The sequence below is a fragment of the Erythrobacter sp. AP23 genome, assembly GCF_001542855.1.
Lineage (GTDB): Bacteria > Pseudomonadota > Alphaproteobacteria > Sphingomonadales > Sphingomonadaceae > Qipengyuania.
The window spans coordinates 1-14,954 of record NZ_LNBY01000002.1; the positions used below are offsets into that span (position 1 = coordinate 1).

Genomic DNA, 14,954 nt, shown 5'->3' on the forward strand with positions numbered 1-14,954 from the left:
TGTGCCGGCGACCACGATGCGGTTGCCCTCGCGCACGGCCCGGGCGAAACCGAACTGCGTCTCGTAAGGAGAGCCGGTGAAAGCACGGCGGCGCGTCACCCGCAGGTAATCTCGGTAATGGTCATCGCCGCGTCGTAGCGCACGTTGACCCGGTTGCTGCGGTAATCCATCGTCCAGTTCGAATAGGGCGGGCCCCAGCGCAAAATGGTCGCGCCGCTCTTTTCGACGATCTCCTCGCCGATTTCGTCATTTGCCTGGCGGCCCAGATAGTTCTGCACCGCATCCGCATCGCACATGCCGCCCGTCAGTTGGCGCATCCGGTCGGCCGGTGTTTCGGCGGGCTCGGCATTGCCTGCGCAAGCGGCCAGCGGCAGCGCGAGACTGGTGAGAATCGGAATACGCATGGCACTATCTCCCTATTCGCATTTTGTCAGCGGCATTGGCTCGAACGGCTCGTCATCCACGGCCGAAGGGGTGAGGGTTTTTCCATCGTCAGAGAGGGTGAACCTGCGCTCCATCTGCCACTGCTCGCCTTCACCCTCCATCGCCAGCGAAACGACGATATCCTGCGGGCTTTCGACCACGATACGCGTGATCTCGCCGTAGGATTCGTAGAACTGCATCGAACGCGGCCCGATTTCGACCCGCAGGTCCGATGCCGGATCGCAGGTGCCTTCGACGTAGTCCCAGGCACCGAGATAATCCGCCGGGACGATATCCGAGGTCACCGGCGCGGGTGGCCCGGCGCCGTCGCCGATCCCGCCATCGGGTTCGACCGGCATCATGGTTTCGACGGTTTCGGGCTCGCCCGCCGGATCGTCGCTGCCCGAACAGGCGGCGAGCAGCAGAGCGGCGGGCAGGGCGGCGGGAAGAAACGGGCGTATGGTCATATCTCCCCAACGCACCCAGCTCATTCCCTATCCCATCGTCGGGATGACGAAGGCGTTCGAGCCGTCGCCGCCCCCGTCGGGCCAGCGCTGGGTGACCTTCTTTGCCTTGGTCCAGAATTTGAGGCCTTCCATGCCGTACTGGTCGGTGTCGCCAAAGCCCGAGCGCTTCCAGCCGCCGAAGCTGTGGTAGCTCACCGGCACGGGGATCGGTACGTTGATACCGACCATGCCGACATTCACGCGGTGCGCGAATTCACGCGCGGCGTGGCCGTTGCGGGTGAAGATCGCAACGCCATTGCCATACTGGTGCTCGCTCGGCAGGCGCACGGCCTCCTCGAAGTCCTTGGCGCGTACGATCTGCAGGACGGGACCGAAGATTTCTTCCTGGTAGCTTTCCATGTCGGTGGTGACGCGGTCGAGCAGCGTCGGGCCGACGAAGAAGCCATCCTCATGTCCCTGCAGGCTGAATCCGCGGCCGTCGATCACGACTTCGGCGCCTTCCTTCTCTGCCGTGTCGATCCAGCCTTCGACGCGCGCCTTGTGCTCGGGCGTGACGACCGGGCCGTAATGCGCATCGGGATCGTTCGAGACGCCGACGCGCAGGCCATTGATCGCCGGGATCAGTTTCTCGCGCAGCTTGTCGGCGGTATCGTGGCCGACCGGGACCACGACCGGGAGCGCCATGCAGCGCTCGCCCGCCGAACCGAAGGCTGCGCCCGCGAGATCGTTGACCACCTGGTCGAGATCCGCGTCGGGCATGACGATGCCGTGGTTCTTCGCGCCGCCCATCGCCTGGACGCGCTTTCCGGCAGCGACACCGCGCTTGTAGACGTAATGCGCGATGTCGGAGGAGCCGACGAAGCTGACCGCAGCGATATCCTCATGGTCGAGGATGGCGTCGACCATTTCCTTGTCGCCGTGGACGACCTGCAGAAGCCCCTCGGGTGCGCCCGCTTCGACGAACAGTTCGGCGAGGCGGACGGGCACGCTGGGATCGCGCTCGGACGGCTTGAGGATGAAGGCATTACCGACCGCGATCGCCATGCCGAACATCCACATCGGGATCATCGCGGGGAAGTTGAACGGGGTGATACCCGCCCCGATGCCGAGCGGCTGACGCATCGAATAGACATCGATGCCCGGACCTGCCCCTTGCGTATATTCGCCCTTCAGCGCCTGCGGGATGCCACAGGCGAATTCGATCACCTCGAGGCCGCGCTGCACGTCGCCATGCGCGTCGTCGACCACCTTGCCGTGTTCGCTGGCGAGCAGTTCGGCGAGCTCCTGCTTGTTGGCTTCGACCAGCCGCTTGAACTCGAACATCACCCGCGCGCGTTTCTGCGGATTGGTCGCGGCCCATGCGGGCTGGACCTTCTTCGCCGCATCGACTGCCTTTTGCAGCAATGCCGCATCGCCCAGCGGGACTTCAGCCTGCACCTCGCCCGTGGACGGGTTCCAGATCTGGTGGGTGCGGGCAGCGGAGCCGCCGCCACCGCCGACGATGAAATGGTCAACCTGACGCATGATAGATCCTCTCTTTTCTTGCTAACGGCCCATAGCCGCGAGAGGTCCGAAATCAACCGCGTTCGGGCAAAATCGCCAACATCCGCGGCTAGCCGATGGCGGCCATCCATTGCGCGCACAGGATCGCGCCATAGGTGCCCAGCGCATAGCCGAGCACTGCCAGCAGCACGCCCACCGGCGCCAGCGCAGGGTGGAAGGCCGCTGCGACGACCGGGGCCGAAGCCGCCCCGCCGACATTGGCCTTGCTGCCCACGGCGACGAAGAAGAACGGTGCCTTGATGATCTTGGCTACCACCAGCAGCAGGATCACGTGGAACAGCATCCAGATGAAGCCGATCGCCATGAAGGCGGGGGCATCGGCGATCTTGGTCACATCCATCCTGGTGCCGATCACCGCGACCAGCAGGAAGATGAACAATACGCCGAACTTGCTCGCGCCGATTCCTTCCAACTCGCGCGCCCTGGTGAAGCTGGCGGCGAGGCCGGCGGTGGTCGAGATCACGACGACCCAGAAGAACTCGCTCGCCAGCGTCGCTTCCTCGCCTTGCATTGCGGCGAAGAAACCGCCCAACCAGCCGCCGAGCAAGTGCGACATGCCGACGATGGCGAAAGTCGCGCCAAACAGCAGCACGTAGTCGTTGGCCTTGGCGACGCGTTCGATGCTTTCGGTATAATTCGCCATCGTATCGCGCAGCCTCGCGATCGAGGAACTGTCCGCGCCCAGCCACTTGTCGACCCGCTCATGCGCGCCCGCGCCATACAGCAGGAAGATCATCCAGATCTCGGCGACGATTATGTCGACCGCGAGCAGCGCGGCAAAGCCTTCGAGCGGGTAGCCATAGACTTCGAGCATGGCGGTCTGGTTCGCGCCGCCGCCGATCCAGCTCCCGGCAAGGGTCGCCAGGCCGCGCCATGCGGCGGTTTCGCCCGATCCGATGATCGAGGGTTCGAACTGGGCGACGATCCACAGCGCCAGCGGACCGCCGATCACGATCCCCACCGTGGCGGTCAGGAACATGATGATCGCCTTGTTGCCGAGGCCGAGGATGCCCTTGATGTCGATCGAAAGCGTCATCAGGAACAGTGCGGCGGGTAGGAAATAGTCCTTCGCCACCGGCCACAGATTGCTTTCGGACACGTCGATCAGCCCGAAGGTCGTCATGAGGCTGGGCACGAGGTAGCAGACGAGGATGATCGGCACGAACACGTAGAAGCGCTGCCAGCCGGGCCGGTCGCGCGTCGCGAAGACGAAGCCGAGCACGAGGGCCAGCAGCCCGAGAACAATTCTGTCGTCGCTGATCATGCGCCCCGCGGCCCCGCCCGTCGTTTCCGTTCTGCGCGCGGCCTAGCGCGGTAATGGACGAATGCCAATTGCCGCTGCGCGGTCTTACACGGCGGAGCTGAAGAGGCGCGTCGAGACGGGGCGATAGGCGTCGAAGATTGCGGCGATCGAACGCGCGTAGGGCAAGCCTTCGGGAAGGATTTCCAGCCACTGCCGGTCGATCGTGGCCAGCCCGCGTTCGAAGAAGGGCTGCAGCCGGCCATGGGCTTCGCGCATCAGACAGGCGCCGAGCCGCGCGCGGCCCTGGCACAGCAATTGTTCGATCACCGCTGCGCGATAGCGGTCATCGGCGCTGCGGACCACGCCTCTGCTCGCGGACAGCAAACCTTGGGAGGAGAGCATGCGATAGCGACCGCTGTTCTTCTCGTTCTGCGCGAGCAAGCTCGGGAAACTGCCGATCGAGGACGCGCCGAGCCCGATCAGCACCTCGCTCTGGTCGTCGGTAAAGCCCTGGAAATTACGCTTCAACGTGCCGTCGAAGGCGGCGCGGGCGAGCGGATCGCCGCCGGGCCTGGCGAAATGGTCGAACCCGATGGGTGTGTAGCCATGCGTTGCGAAATAGGCATAGCCCATCTCGGCCATGGCAAAGCGTTCGGCCTGGTCGGGCAGATTGCTCGCATCGATCGCGCGCTGGCGCGGGACGATGTGCGGAACATGCGCATAGCCGAACAACGCGATCCGATCCGCGCCGAGCACGCGGGTACGCTGCAGCGTGTCTTCCAGATCATGCATCGACTGACCGGGCAGACCATACATCAGATCGAAATTGAGCGATGTGACGCCCGCATCGCGCAGCCAGTCGACCGTCTCGACGATGCAGTCTTCCGGCTGCACGCGCCCGATGGCCTCCTGGCAATGATCGGCGAATGTCTGCACGCCCAGGCTCGCTCGCGTTATGCTCAGTTCGCCGATGACCCTTGCCCAGTCGGCCGTCATCGTGCGCGGATCGAGTTCGATCGACAGCGTGGGTTCGTCCAGCGTGAAATGCCCGGCGAGCGCGGCGAAAAGCGCGCGGAAATCGTCGGGCGTGATCGCATTGGGGCTGCCCCCGCCGAAGGCGATCCGGCCGATACGCACATCGTCGGGCAGCTCGCGTGCGACGGTCTCGATCTCGCGGTGCAGGGCCGCGAGATAGGATTCGAGCCGCTGGCGCCGGTTCGACTTGCCGGTGTTGCAACCGCAGTAGAAGCAGATCTTCTCGCAGAACGGGATGTGCACGTAGAGCGAGATTTCCCCCCGCACCTGCCGCAGCGCCGATGGGTAGATTTCGGCCGGTATCTCATCGAATTCGGCGGCGGTGGGATAGCTCGTGTAACGGGGCACGGGCTTGGCGAGCAGGTCTGGGTAATAGGTCCACATGCGCGCCTTGTGCGCAGGACGCATCAGGCCGTCATTGAGCGAGATCAAATTTCTTGCGGCACGAACCGGCATGACACCCTTTGGTGGTGCACGGTGCCTGCGGCTGCTGGTCGCGTTCGATCGGGATATCGATCGTCCCGCCACCGCAAATCTGCGCAGTAATGCTCTGCGCCCGCGCGGGCGGCGGACCCACCGCGAGGGGCAGGAGAGCGGCAAGGCCGAGGAGAAGCGAATTGGTCACTGCTCGTCCTCCTCCTCGTCATCGATAAGGATACGCTGGGCGGCGCCGTCGAGGTCCTCGAACTGGCCCTTGCGCATGGCCCAGAAGAACCCCGCCAGACCGAGCAGGCCCATGCCGAGCGCGATGGGGATCAGAAAGGCAAGCCCGCTCATTGCGCGGCCCTTGCCAGGCGCAAGGAATTCCCGACGACCACCAGCGAGCTCAGCGACATGGCCAGTGCCGCGATCAACGGCGTGACCATCCCCGCCAGCGCGATCGGCAGCGCGACGACGTTGTAGAGGATCGCGAAAGCGAAATTCTGGCGCACGATCCGCATCGTCCTGCGGGCGACACCCACCGCCAGCGAAACCGGCATCAGGGCCTTGCCCAGAAACACCGCATCGGCGGCCTGCTGGCTGACGTCGCTCGCGCTGCCGGGAGCGATCGAGGCGTGCGCGGCGGCAAGGGCGGGGCCGTCGTTGATCCCGTCGCCGATCATCAGCGGACGATGGCCCGCGGATTTGAGACCTTCCAGCAGGGCAAGCTTGTCGTCCGGCAACAACTGCGCCTGCCATGCCACGTCGAGGTCGCGGGCGACGCCTTCGACCGAGGCCGCCCGGTCGCCCGACACGATCCGGCTCTCGATGCCGTCCTGCGCCAGCACCCTGACGACTTCCTGCGCATCGCTCCGGACAGGGTCGGCGAAGGCGATGATAACGCCGGCATCGCCGATCCGAAGGCTGGTCGAGAGGGTTGCGGTTTCGCTCTCGGGGCGTTCGAGTGCCACTTCTACGCCACCGAGCACGCCCACCACGCCGCGGCCGCCTTGCTCGCGAATGTGCTCGACCGGCGCCGCGACGACGCCCTGCCGCTCGAGCGCGCCGGAAATCCCCCGGCTGAGCGGGTGACGGCTGTTCCGCGCCAGGGCGAGCGCCACGCCGGCCTGGTCGGGCGAAAGGTGATCGAGCCGCGGCACCGGTTCGCCCAGTGTCAGCGTGCCGGTCTTGTCGAACAGCGCCAGATCGACTTCGGCCAGCCGCTCGAGCGCGCTGCCGTCCTTCACCAGCAGCCCGCGTTTGGCCAGCGCTCCAGAGGCGACGACCTGTGCCGCGGGGACCGCCAGCCCCATCGCGCAGGGGCAGGTGATGATCAGTACGGCGATCGCGATGACAAGCGATTGGTACACGCCTGCGCCGGCCAGCATCCATCCGATGAAGGCGAGCAGCGCCAGCGAATGGACCGCCGGAGCGTAAAGTCGCGAGGCGCGATCGGCGATCCGGACGTATTGGCTGCGCGACTGGCCCGCCTCGTCCATCAGCCGCGCGATTTCGGCCAGCGCGGTGTCCGACGCAGCCGCAGTGACGCGGACGTTGAGCGGATTGCCGAGGTTGATTGCCCCGGCATAGACCGTCTCGCCCGCTGCCACGCCCTGCGCGGCGCTTTCCCCGGTCAGCATCGAATTGTCGAGCGTGGATGCGCCCTCTTCGACCACGCCGTCTGCCGCGAGCGCTTCTCCGGCCGGGACCAGCATCAGCATTCCCGGTTCCAAATCTTGGGCACTCACGGTGCGGCTGGTCCCGTCCGCATCGAGCACGGTGGCGCTGCGGCCCATACGCGAGAGCAGGGCACCGATCCCGGCACGGGTCTTGTCGCGCATCGTCGCGTCGAGCGCGCGGCCCGCGAGTAGGAAGAACAGCAGCATGACCGCACCGTCGAAATAGGCATGCTCGCCGCCGGTGGCGGTTTCGTAGATGCTCAGTGCGACGGCAAGCAGGACGCCGATCGAGATCGGCACGTCCATGTTGGTCCGCCGGTGGCGCAGTGCCATAGCCGCGCTCGCGAAAAAAGGGCGCCCGGCATAGGCGACCACGGGAATTGCGATCAGCGCCGACAGCCAGTGGAAGAGGTCGCGAGTCACGCCGCCCGCACCCGACCACACGCTGACCGAAAGCAGCATGATGTTCATCATGCCGAAGCCGGCAACCGCCAGCGCGCGCAGCAACGTCCGCGTTTCCTTGTCGTCGCGCGCCAGCGGGTTGTCGGCGACGGCCTGTGCCTCGAACCCGATCGCCGCGATCGCCTCGACCAGCGCCTGTTCGCCGAGCGAGGTGTCGTGGCGCACCGCCACGCGTTTCGACGAGAAATTCACCCGCGCCGATACGACGCCCGGCAGGTCCGCAAGCCCGCGCTCGATCTTGGCGATACAGCCCGCGCACCGCATTCCCGGAACGGTGAAACGCGTGTCTTTCAGGACCGCAGCATCGAAAGTATCGAGAGGGACCGGGGCGTTCATCGGATCCGGACTTCATCCACCCAGGGCGTGCCGCCTGCATCGATCGCAAGGCGCACGATCCAGCGACCCGTCGGGACCGCCCGGGTCGAAACGAAGCTGTTTTCGCCTGTCTGTTCGAACTGGAGGCTCATGTCCTCCGGCGTGCCGAGGGGACGCCGGAGATTGGCGGTGAGCAGCGCGGAGACGGGGACACCGTCGGTCGTCACCGCGAGCCGCCCGTCGGCATCCCGCTCGAGCGATGCCGAATAGCCGAGCCGCTCGCTCTCGCGCGCCTGTTCGAGCCAACCGTTGAACTTCTGGCTGGCGACATAGGAATTCTCCACCACGACCCCGCCGAAACCGCCGATGGCGAGCGAGGCCATGTAGAAATTGACCGCGATCACGATGCCAAAGCCTGCGACCATGATCGTGGCCATATCCTTGCCGGTAAATTCACGTCTCATTGTTCGCTCTCCGGAGCATCGAAGCGGGTTTGTACGGTATCGCTCTCGCGCTGCTCGTCGAGCGAAGTGACGCGGAAGGTGAATTCCTGCGAGGTAACGCCCGCGGGCACTGCGACATAGGCGCGTACCTGACGGACGAGGTCGGCGGGAACGGAAACGGTCTGCGTGGACGCCGCAGCGGTGCGATTGATCGTTTCGGTCCACATGACCGCGCCGGGCAGGCCTTCGACCGCGATTTCCATCTCGCGCGGGCGGCTTTCCATATTGCGCAGCTTGAGTGTGTAAGCATTGCGCACCGATCCGTCGCTCAGCAGCATGAAGGGAGGGTTGCGGTCGGGCGCGACGGTCAATTCGGTGTGGCTGCGCACGCCGAGCGCGAACAGCATGGCCCCGCCGATCCCGGCCCAGATCAGGAAATAGGCGATCGTCCGGGGGCGCAGCAGCGTGCGCCAGGGCGATTTCGGGGTCTCGCCAGCCGCTTCGCGCTCGCAATCCTCCAGCGTCGCATAATCGATCAGGCCGCGCGGCCTGCCGATGTCCTTCATCACCCGGTCGCAGGCATCGATGCATAGTGCGCAGGTGATGCAGCCGATCTGCGGCCCCTCGCGGATGTCGATCCCGGTGGGACAGACCTGCACGCATTGCTGGCAATCGATGCAATCGCCGAACTGGCCGGGGTTTTTCTGCGCCTTTTTGACGCTGCCACGCGGTTCGCCGCGCCAGTCCTTGTAGGTCACCAGCAACGACTGTTCGTCCATCATCGCGGTCTGGATGCGCGGCCAGGGGCACATGTAGATGCACACCTGCTCGCGCATGAATCCGCCCAGCGTAACGGTGGTCAGCGTCAGGACAGCGACCGTGATATAGGCGATCGGATCGGCCGTCCCGGCGAAGAAATCGCGAAACAATGTCGGTGCATCGGCGAAATAGAGAATCCACGCCCCGCCCGTTGCAAGTCCGATCAGCAGGTAGATCGTCCACTTCGAAGCGCGGCGGAACACCTTGCCCCAGGTCCACGGCGCGGCGTCGAGCCGGTGGCGGGCGTTGCGGTCGCCATCGACGAAGCGGTCGATATGCTGGAACAGGTCGGTCCAGACCGTCTGCGGGCAGGCATAACCGCACCAGGCGCGTCCCACCGCGCTGGTGACGAGGAACAGGCCCATCCCCGCCATGATAAGCAGGCCCGCAACGTAATAGAATTCATGCGGCCAGATCTCGATGCCGAACATGTAGAAGCGGCGGTTGGCGAGATCGACCAGCACCGCCTGGTCGGGAGCGTAAGGGCCGCGATCCCAGCGGATCCACGGCGTGACGTAATAGATCGCGAGCGTGACGACCATGACCAGCCATTTGAAACGCCGAAAGGGCCCGTCGATACGCTTGTTGTGGACGACCGCGCGGCTTTCGTAGAGCCGTTCGGGCAAATGCTCGCGCGGCGGTTCGTGCGGCTCGTGGCGGCGAGTCGTCGCCTCGGGTTCGGCGACCGCGCTCGAGACGGGATCGTTGGTCTTCGCGACCCCGTCCTCGACGACGACCGACCAATCGCGGTCGCCGCCGGGTTTGCGTTCGTCAGGGTTGTTCATCGACCTCTACCTCGGGATCTTCGGCGACCTCGATGAAGTCTTCGCCTCCCCCGAGCGAATGGACATAGGCGGCGAGCATCTTGATGGTCACCGGATCGAGCCGTCCCTCCCACTTGGGCATCATGCCCATGCGCGGCTGGAGGATCTGGCGCCTGATCGCCTCGCGGCTGCTGCCGCGCAGCCAGATCGCATCATTGAGCGTCGGCGCGCCGAGCTCGCGATTGCCGCTGCCGGCCGGTCCGTGGCAGGCGGCGCAATTGTCGGCATATAGCTGTGTTCCGACAGCGTTGGTTTCTGCATTGCCGCTCAGCGAGAGGACGTGATCCACGAGCGAATCGAGCTGCGCGCTATCGAAAACACCTTCATAGGGCGGCATGATGCTGAACCGCGTTTCCGGATGGTCGCTTTCACGAATGCCGTGCACCAGCGTGTATTCGATCGCCCTGAGGTCGCCGCCCCACAGCCAGTCGTCGTCGTTGAGGTTGGGATAGCCCAGGTCCTGACTGCCCGCCGCGCCCGATCCGTGGCATTGCACGCAATTGACGCGAAACGCCGCCGCACCGCCGGCAACGGCCTGCTGCATCAGCGCGCTGTCCTCGGGCAAGCGTTCGATCGGCACGCGCGCGAGCTGTTCGCGCACACTGGCGCGCGCCTGGTCGGCAGCACTCATTTCCTTGGCCAGCTGGCCGCGGCTCGACCATTCGAGGACGCCCACCGTTGCCCGGTCGATCATCGGCCAGGCCGGATAGGCGATCACGTAGCCGATCGAGAAAATGATCGTCAGATAGAAGGTCCACAGCCACCATCGCGGCAGCGGCGTGTTGAGTTCCTCGATACCGTCCCATTCGTGACCGACGGTCTCGGTGCCGGTCGGTTCGTCGATGCGCTTATTCGCCATCGTCTTGTCCCTTGAAAATCATCGTCGCGGCGTGGTGGTTGCGCTTCTTGGCGCCGGGCCGGAACGGCCAGGCACACAGCCCCACGAACAGGATCAGCATGGCCACCAGCGCATAGCTGTCGGCGAAATGGCGCAGGGTTTCGTAGAGGCTCATCGACCCTTCTCCTCCGCCAGTTCCTCGAGCGGTGCCGCGCTTTCGAAATCGACCAGCGTGCCGAGCATCTGAAGGTAGGCGATCAACGCATCCATCTCGGTCAGCCGGTTTGGATCGCCGTCGAAATCGCGGATCTGCGCCTTGGGATAACGCTGGGCGAGGTCGCCCGGATCGACATCGGGATCGGCCTGCGCCAGCATGTCGACATGCGCCCTTTCGAGGTCTTCGTCGCTATAGGGCACACCGACGCGGCGAAGTGCGGTGAGCGTCGCCTTGGGATCGCCGATGTCCAGCTCTGTGTCCTTGAGAAACCCGTACTGCGGCATGACGCTCTCGGGCACGACGCTTTGCGGGTCCTCGAGGTGCTGAACGTGCCATTCGTCCGAATAGCGCCCGCCCACGCGCGCTAGGTCAGGCCCGGTCCGCTTGGAGCCCCATTGGAAGGGGTGGTCGTACATGCTCTCGGCCGCGAGGCTGTAGTGGCCGTAGCGCTCAACCTCGTCGCGGAATGGGCGGACCATCTGGCTGTGGCAGGTATAACAGCCTTCGCGAATGTAGATGTCGCGCCCCGCCTGCTCCAGCGGCGTATAGGGCCGCACACCCTCAACCTCTTCGATCGTGTTCTCGAGGTAGAACAGCGGCGTTATCTGGACGAGTCCGCCGATGGCGACCGTCACGAAGGTCGCCACGGCCAGCAGGGTGATATTGCGTTCGAGCCGCTTGTGGCCCTTGACGGTTTCTTCGACGACGGGGTCTGACATGGTCGTGCGATCCTATTCGGCCGGAACGGTTTCGGGACGGGGCTGGACGATGGGGCGGTCGGCCTGCGGGTCGTAGGCGGCATCGCGCAGCGGCGCCTCTTCACGCAGCCTTCCTGCCAGGGTCATCCAGATGTTGTAGGACATGATGAGGGCTCCCGAGAGGTACATGATCCCCCCGATCGCGCGCATCACGTACATCGGGAACATGGCTGCCACGCTGTCCGCGAACGACCAGACGAGATAGTCGTCGGGTCCGTATTCGCGCCACATGAGCCCCTGCATGATGCCGGCAACCCACATGCTCGCGGCGTAGAAGACGATGCCGATCGTCGCGAGCCAGAAGTGCCAGTTGATCATGCGCAGCGAATACATCCGCTCGCGCTTCCACAGGCGCGGCACGAGGAAGTAGACGCAGGCGAAGGTGATCAGCCCGTTCCATCCCAGCGCACCGGAATGGACGTGGCCGATGGTCCAGTCGGTATAGTGCGACAGGCTGTTGACGCTCTTGATCGACAGCATCGGCCCTTCGAAGGTGCTCATGCCGTAGAAGGCCAGCGCCATCACCATCATGCGGATGATAGGATCGGTGCGGACCTTGTCCCACGCGCCGTTGAGGGTCATCAACCCGTTGATCATGCCGCCCCAGCTGGGCATCCACAGCATGATCGAGAAGACCATGCCCAGCGTCTGCGCCCAGTCGGGCAGCGCGGTGTAGTGGAGATGGTGCGGACCTGCCCAGATGTAGAGGAAGATCAGCGACCAGAAGTGGATGATCGACAGGCGGTAGGAATAGACCGGGCGTTCGGCCTGCTTGGGGACGAAGTAATACATCATCGCCAAAAAGCCCGCGGTCAGGAAGAAACCGACCGCGTTGTGGCCGTACCACCACTGGGTCAGTGCATCCTGCACCCCGGCGAAGGCGGAATAGCTCTTGGCGCCCAGCAGGCTCACCGGCATGGCGAGGTTGTTGACGATGTGCAGCATCGCCACGGTCACGATAAAGGCGAGGTAGAACCAGTTGGCGACGTAGATGTGCGGTTCCTTGCGCTTCGCCAGCGTGCCGACGAAGACGATGAAATAGGCCACCCAGACGATCGTCAGCCACAGGTCGACGTACCATTCGGGCTCGGCATATTCCTTCGACTGGGTGACACCGAGCAGATAGCCGGTCGCGGCCAGCACGATGAACAGCTGGTAGCCCCAGAAGACGAAACGGGCGAGGCCGGGGAAGGCGAGCTGCGTACGGCAGGTCCGCTGGACGACGTAGAAACTCGTCGCGAGCAGGGCATTGCCGCCGAAGGCGAAGATCACCGCGCTGGTATGCAGCGGACGAACGCGGCCGAAATTGAGATAGGGCTCGAAATTGAGCTGCGGGAAAGCAAGCTGCGCCGCGATGAACACGCCCGCAAGCAGTCCGGCAAGACCCCAGAACATCGTCGCGATCACGCCCCATCGGATCACGTCGTCGTCATAGCGCGAAGGCGTGTCGGGCATCTTGAAGAAGCCCTGTGCCTTGCCCAGCGGATCGAAGCGCGAGGCGCTCATCCAGATCATCACGAATGCGAGTGCGGCGATTATCGTGGCGTGCGCGGCAAATCCTGCGTCGGCGGCCGCAACCGCCGCGCCGATCGCCGCGAGCATGATAATGAACCACAGGCCAATCCGGCCCAGCGCGGCTTCAGCGTGCATAAGGGTCTCCGTCCGTTTGAGCGCGGCCTAGGCTGCCGGCCCGGCAGCCGCATTGATCTGAATCAATTTGGCGAAAGAAATCATGCGGCATCACGCAGGTACCCCGCGCGAGCCTTCAGCATCCCGACATCGCGCAGCACGATGCCCGACCGGCCGGTGGTCGCGATCGCCCCCGCCTCGCGCAGGAGGCTGAGCTGGCGGCTGACGGTTTCGATGGTCAGGCCGAGGCTTTCGGCGATGTCGCGGCGAGACATCGGCAGTTCGAGCAGGACCGATCCGCCCTTTCGCACCCCGATGCGTTCGCCCATCGCCAGGAGAAACACCGCTACCCTTTCCGATGCGGTCTTGCGCCCCAGCGCGATGGTCTTCTCGCGGCAGCGCCTGAGCGAGCTGGTGGTGTTGTCGAGCAGGTGGCGCAGGATCGGTGCCTCGCTCGCCGCGAGGTCGAGAAATTCGTTCGCGCCGAAGGTCAGCAGGTCGCAATCGCGCAAGGCGCAGACCGAATAGGAATAATTGTCCTGTTCGGGCACCGTGAACACGTCGCCGACGAAATGGAAGGCGACGATCTGGTCGCGCGCCTCCGACGCATGGGCAACCAGCTTGGTTGCTCCGTGTCCGACGAAGATGAGCTGCGAAGAGGTGCCCTCGAATTCGAGGGCGCGGTCCCTGTCCAGCGCCACCAGCCGGGCAAGCGACTGAAAGCGGAGATGTGCCGCGTCGGAAAGGTTCGCAGACAGGATTTTGCGTGCGAACCGATCGAAGGCCTCGGGGAAATTCGTCATGCCCTCTAGTCGCGCTTCGCAAAGCGGATTTCTTTGACGCAGATCAATGAAGGCGGAAAATTCGATCTCCAGAAGGGCTTCGAGCGCTGCAACCATCCTGGGACGCATGGGGCGACCACTGCAGCGCATGAGGACCAAGGAAATGAACAAGTTGCTCGCGAGCGCTCTTGCCGGTGCGGCAATGATCGCCACCCCCGCACAGGCGCAGGACAACGACGGCAAGCTGCAGGTCAAGCTGCTCGGCACCCTTGTCGCGCCCGATGGCGAGATTACCGAGCTGAGGACCGATATCGTCGGCCTGCCGGCAGGCACGCAGACCGAGGCGAACGACAATTTCGTGCCCACATTGGCGGTGGAATATTTCGTCGCGCCGAACGTCTCGATCGAGACGATCTGCTGTCTGACGCAGCACGATGTCGATGCGGTTTCGGGCCTGCCCGGGGCGGAACTGGTTTCCGACGCCAAGGTGATCCCGGCGACCTTCACCGCGAAGTACCATTTCGATGTCGGCGGCGCGAAGCCCTATGTGGGCGCAGGTGCGACCTATTTCTGGTGGGTCGATGTCGAACCGGGCGCTGACACCATCCCGCTGGGTGTGACGCGCACCACCTTTTCCGACGAATTCGGCTTCGTGCTGCAGGCCGGCCTCGACCTCCCGCTTGGCGAAAACGGCTTTGGCCTGACCGTCGATGCCAAGCGCTATTTCGTCGACACCACGGCGCGCTGGTTCGCCGGCAACACGCTCGCCATCGAAACCGAGCACAAGCTCGACCCCTGGGTCCTGAGCGCGGGCGTCAGCTACCGATTCTGAAGGGCGCAAGGCACTCTAATAGAAAAGCGACCTCCGGCGCGCTTTGCCGGAGGTCGCTTTTCGGTTTGGGTTTCGTTACCGCGCGATGCCCTGGCCATTGACCTGAGGTCGTCTTCGATCCAAGGGCGTCGTCGCGGCAGGCGGGTGTAGCTCAATGGTAGAGCAGCAGCTTCCCAAGCTGACGACGAGGGTTCGATTCCCTTCA

The 14,954-nt window shown here is 64.6% G+C and carries 16 protein-coding genes; 1 reads left to right on the forward strand and 15 read right to left on the reverse strand.

The genetic code is table 11. From position 1 onward, the window contains the following. Positions 1-95 precede the first annotated feature (95 nt). The 15 genes from ASS64_RS04260 to ASS64_RS04330 form a co-directional block, all read right to left on the reverse strand. On the reverse strand, positions 96-404 hold the full coding sequence (locus ASS64_RS04260; RefSeq protein WP_067690450.1) for an I78 family peptidase inhibitor: 309 nt from the start codon (positions 402-404) through the stop codon (positions 96-98). Between the two features lie 12 nt (positions 405-416). Continuing rightward, complete coding sequence (locus ASS64_RS04265) at positions 417-890, reverse strand: hypothetical protein (RefSeq protein ID WP_157075079.1); 474 nt, start codon at positions 888-890, stop codon at positions 417-419. Between the two features lie 27 nt (positions 891-917). Then, positions 918-2,414 carry a CoA-acylating methylmalonate-semialdehyde dehydrogenase gene (locus tag ASS64_RS04270; protein ID WP_067690463.1) on the reverse strand — a complete coding sequence of 499 codons (1,497 nt, stop codon included), beginning with the start codon at positions 2,412-2,414 and terminating at the stop codon, positions 918-920. Between the two features lie 88 nt (positions 2,415-2,502). Further along, positions 2,503-3,717, reverse strand: coding sequence for a DUF819 domain-containing protein (locus ASS64_RS04275; protein WP_067690466.1), 1,215 nt, complete (start codon positions 3,715-3,717; stop codon positions 2,503-2,505). A gap of 84 nt (positions 3,718-3,801) precedes the next feature. Continuing rightward, positions 3,802-5,115, reverse strand: coding sequence for an oxygen-independent coproporphyrinogen III oxidase (hemN, locus tag ASS64_RS04280; protein WP_198147640.1), 1,314 nt, complete (start codon positions 5,113-5,115; stop codon positions 3,802-3,804). A gap of 31 nt (positions 5,116-5,146) precedes the next feature. Continuing rightward, positions 5,147-5,356, reverse strand: a complete 210-nt coding sequence (locus tag ASS64_RS04285) for a hypothetical protein (RefSeq protein ID WP_067690472.1) — start codon at positions 5,354-5,356, stop codon at positions 5,147-5,149. Beyond that, positions 5,353-5,508 carry a cbb3-type cytochrome oxidase assembly protein CcoS gene (ccoS, locus tag ASS64_RS04290; protein ID WP_067690474.1) on the reverse strand — a complete coding sequence of 52 codons (156 nt, stop codon included), beginning with the start codon at positions 5,506-5,508 and terminating at the stop codon, positions 5,353-5,355. Before ccoS ends, ASS64_RS04285 begins: the two co-directional genes overlap by 4 nt. Then, complete coding sequence (locus ASS64_RS04295; protein ID WP_067690482.1) at positions 5,505-7,628, reverse strand: heavy metal translocating P-type ATPase; 2,124 nt, start codon at positions 7,626-7,628, stop codon at positions 5,505-5,507. Before ASS64_RS04295 ends, ccoS begins: the two co-directional genes overlap by 4 nt. After that, positions 7,625-8,071: a FixH family protein gene (locus ASS64_RS04300; RefSeq protein ID WP_067690485.1), complete on the reverse strand. Its 447-nt coding sequence runs from the start codon at positions 8,069-8,071 to the stop codon at positions 7,625-7,627. The genes ASS64_RS04295 and ASS64_RS04300 overlap by 4 nt, the downstream gene beginning before the upstream one ends. After that, positions 8,068-9,654 (reverse strand): cytochrome c oxidase accessory protein CcoG, encoded by a 1,587-nt coding sequence (gene ccoG, locus ASS64_RS04305; protein WP_083508175.1) that lies wholly within the window; start codon positions 9,652-9,654, stop codon positions 8,068-8,070. The genes ASS64_RS04300 and ccoG overlap by 4 nt, the downstream gene beginning before the upstream one ends. Further along, positions 9,641-10,552 carry a cytochrome-c oxidase, cbb3-type subunit III gene (gene ccoP, locus ASS64_RS04310; protein ID WP_067690488.1) on the reverse strand — a complete coding sequence of 304 codons (912 nt, stop codon included), beginning with the start codon at positions 10,550-10,552 and terminating at the stop codon, positions 9,641-9,643. Before ccoP ends, ccoG begins: the two co-directional genes overlap by 14 nt. Then, positions 10,542-10,706 carry a CcoQ/FixQ family Cbb3-type cytochrome c oxidase assembly chaperone gene (locus ASS64_RS04315; RefSeq protein ID WP_067690494.1) on the reverse strand — a complete coding sequence of 55 codons (165 nt, stop codon included), beginning with the start codon at positions 10,704-10,706 and terminating at the stop codon, positions 10,542-10,544. Before ASS64_RS04315 ends, ccoP begins: the two co-directional genes overlap by 11 nt. Next, positions 10,703-11,467, reverse strand: coding sequence for a cytochrome-c oxidase, cbb3-type subunit II (gene ccoO / locus ASS64_RS04320; RefSeq protein ID WP_067690497.1), 765 nt, complete (start codon positions 11,465-11,467; stop codon positions 10,703-10,705). Before ccoO ends, ASS64_RS04315 begins: the two co-directional genes overlap by 4 nt. Positions 11,468-11,479: 12 nt before the next feature. Further along, positions 11,480-13,156 (reverse strand): cytochrome-c oxidase, cbb3-type subunit I, encoded by a 1,677-nt coding sequence (ccoN, locus tag ASS64_RS04325; protein ID WP_067690499.1) that lies wholly within the window; start codon positions 13,154-13,156, stop codon positions 11,480-11,482. A gap of 80 nt (positions 13,157-13,236) precedes the next feature. Continuing rightward, the gene (locus ASS64_RS04330; protein ID WP_198147639.1) at positions 13,237-13,938 is read right to left on the reverse strand and encodes a helix-turn-helix domain-containing protein; all 702 of its coding nucleotides are present in this window, start codon (positions 13,936-13,938) and stop codon (positions 13,237-13,239) included. 142 nt (positions 13,939-14,080) lie between these two features. Between ASS64_RS04330 and ASS64_RS04335 the strand changes: the two genes are divergently transcribed. After that, positions 14,081-14,749 (forward strand): OmpW family protein, encoded by a 669-nt coding sequence (locus ASS64_RS04335; protein WP_067690506.1) that lies wholly within the window; start codon positions 14,081-14,083, stop codon positions 14,747-14,749. Positions 14,750-14,954 lie beyond the last annotated feature (205 nt).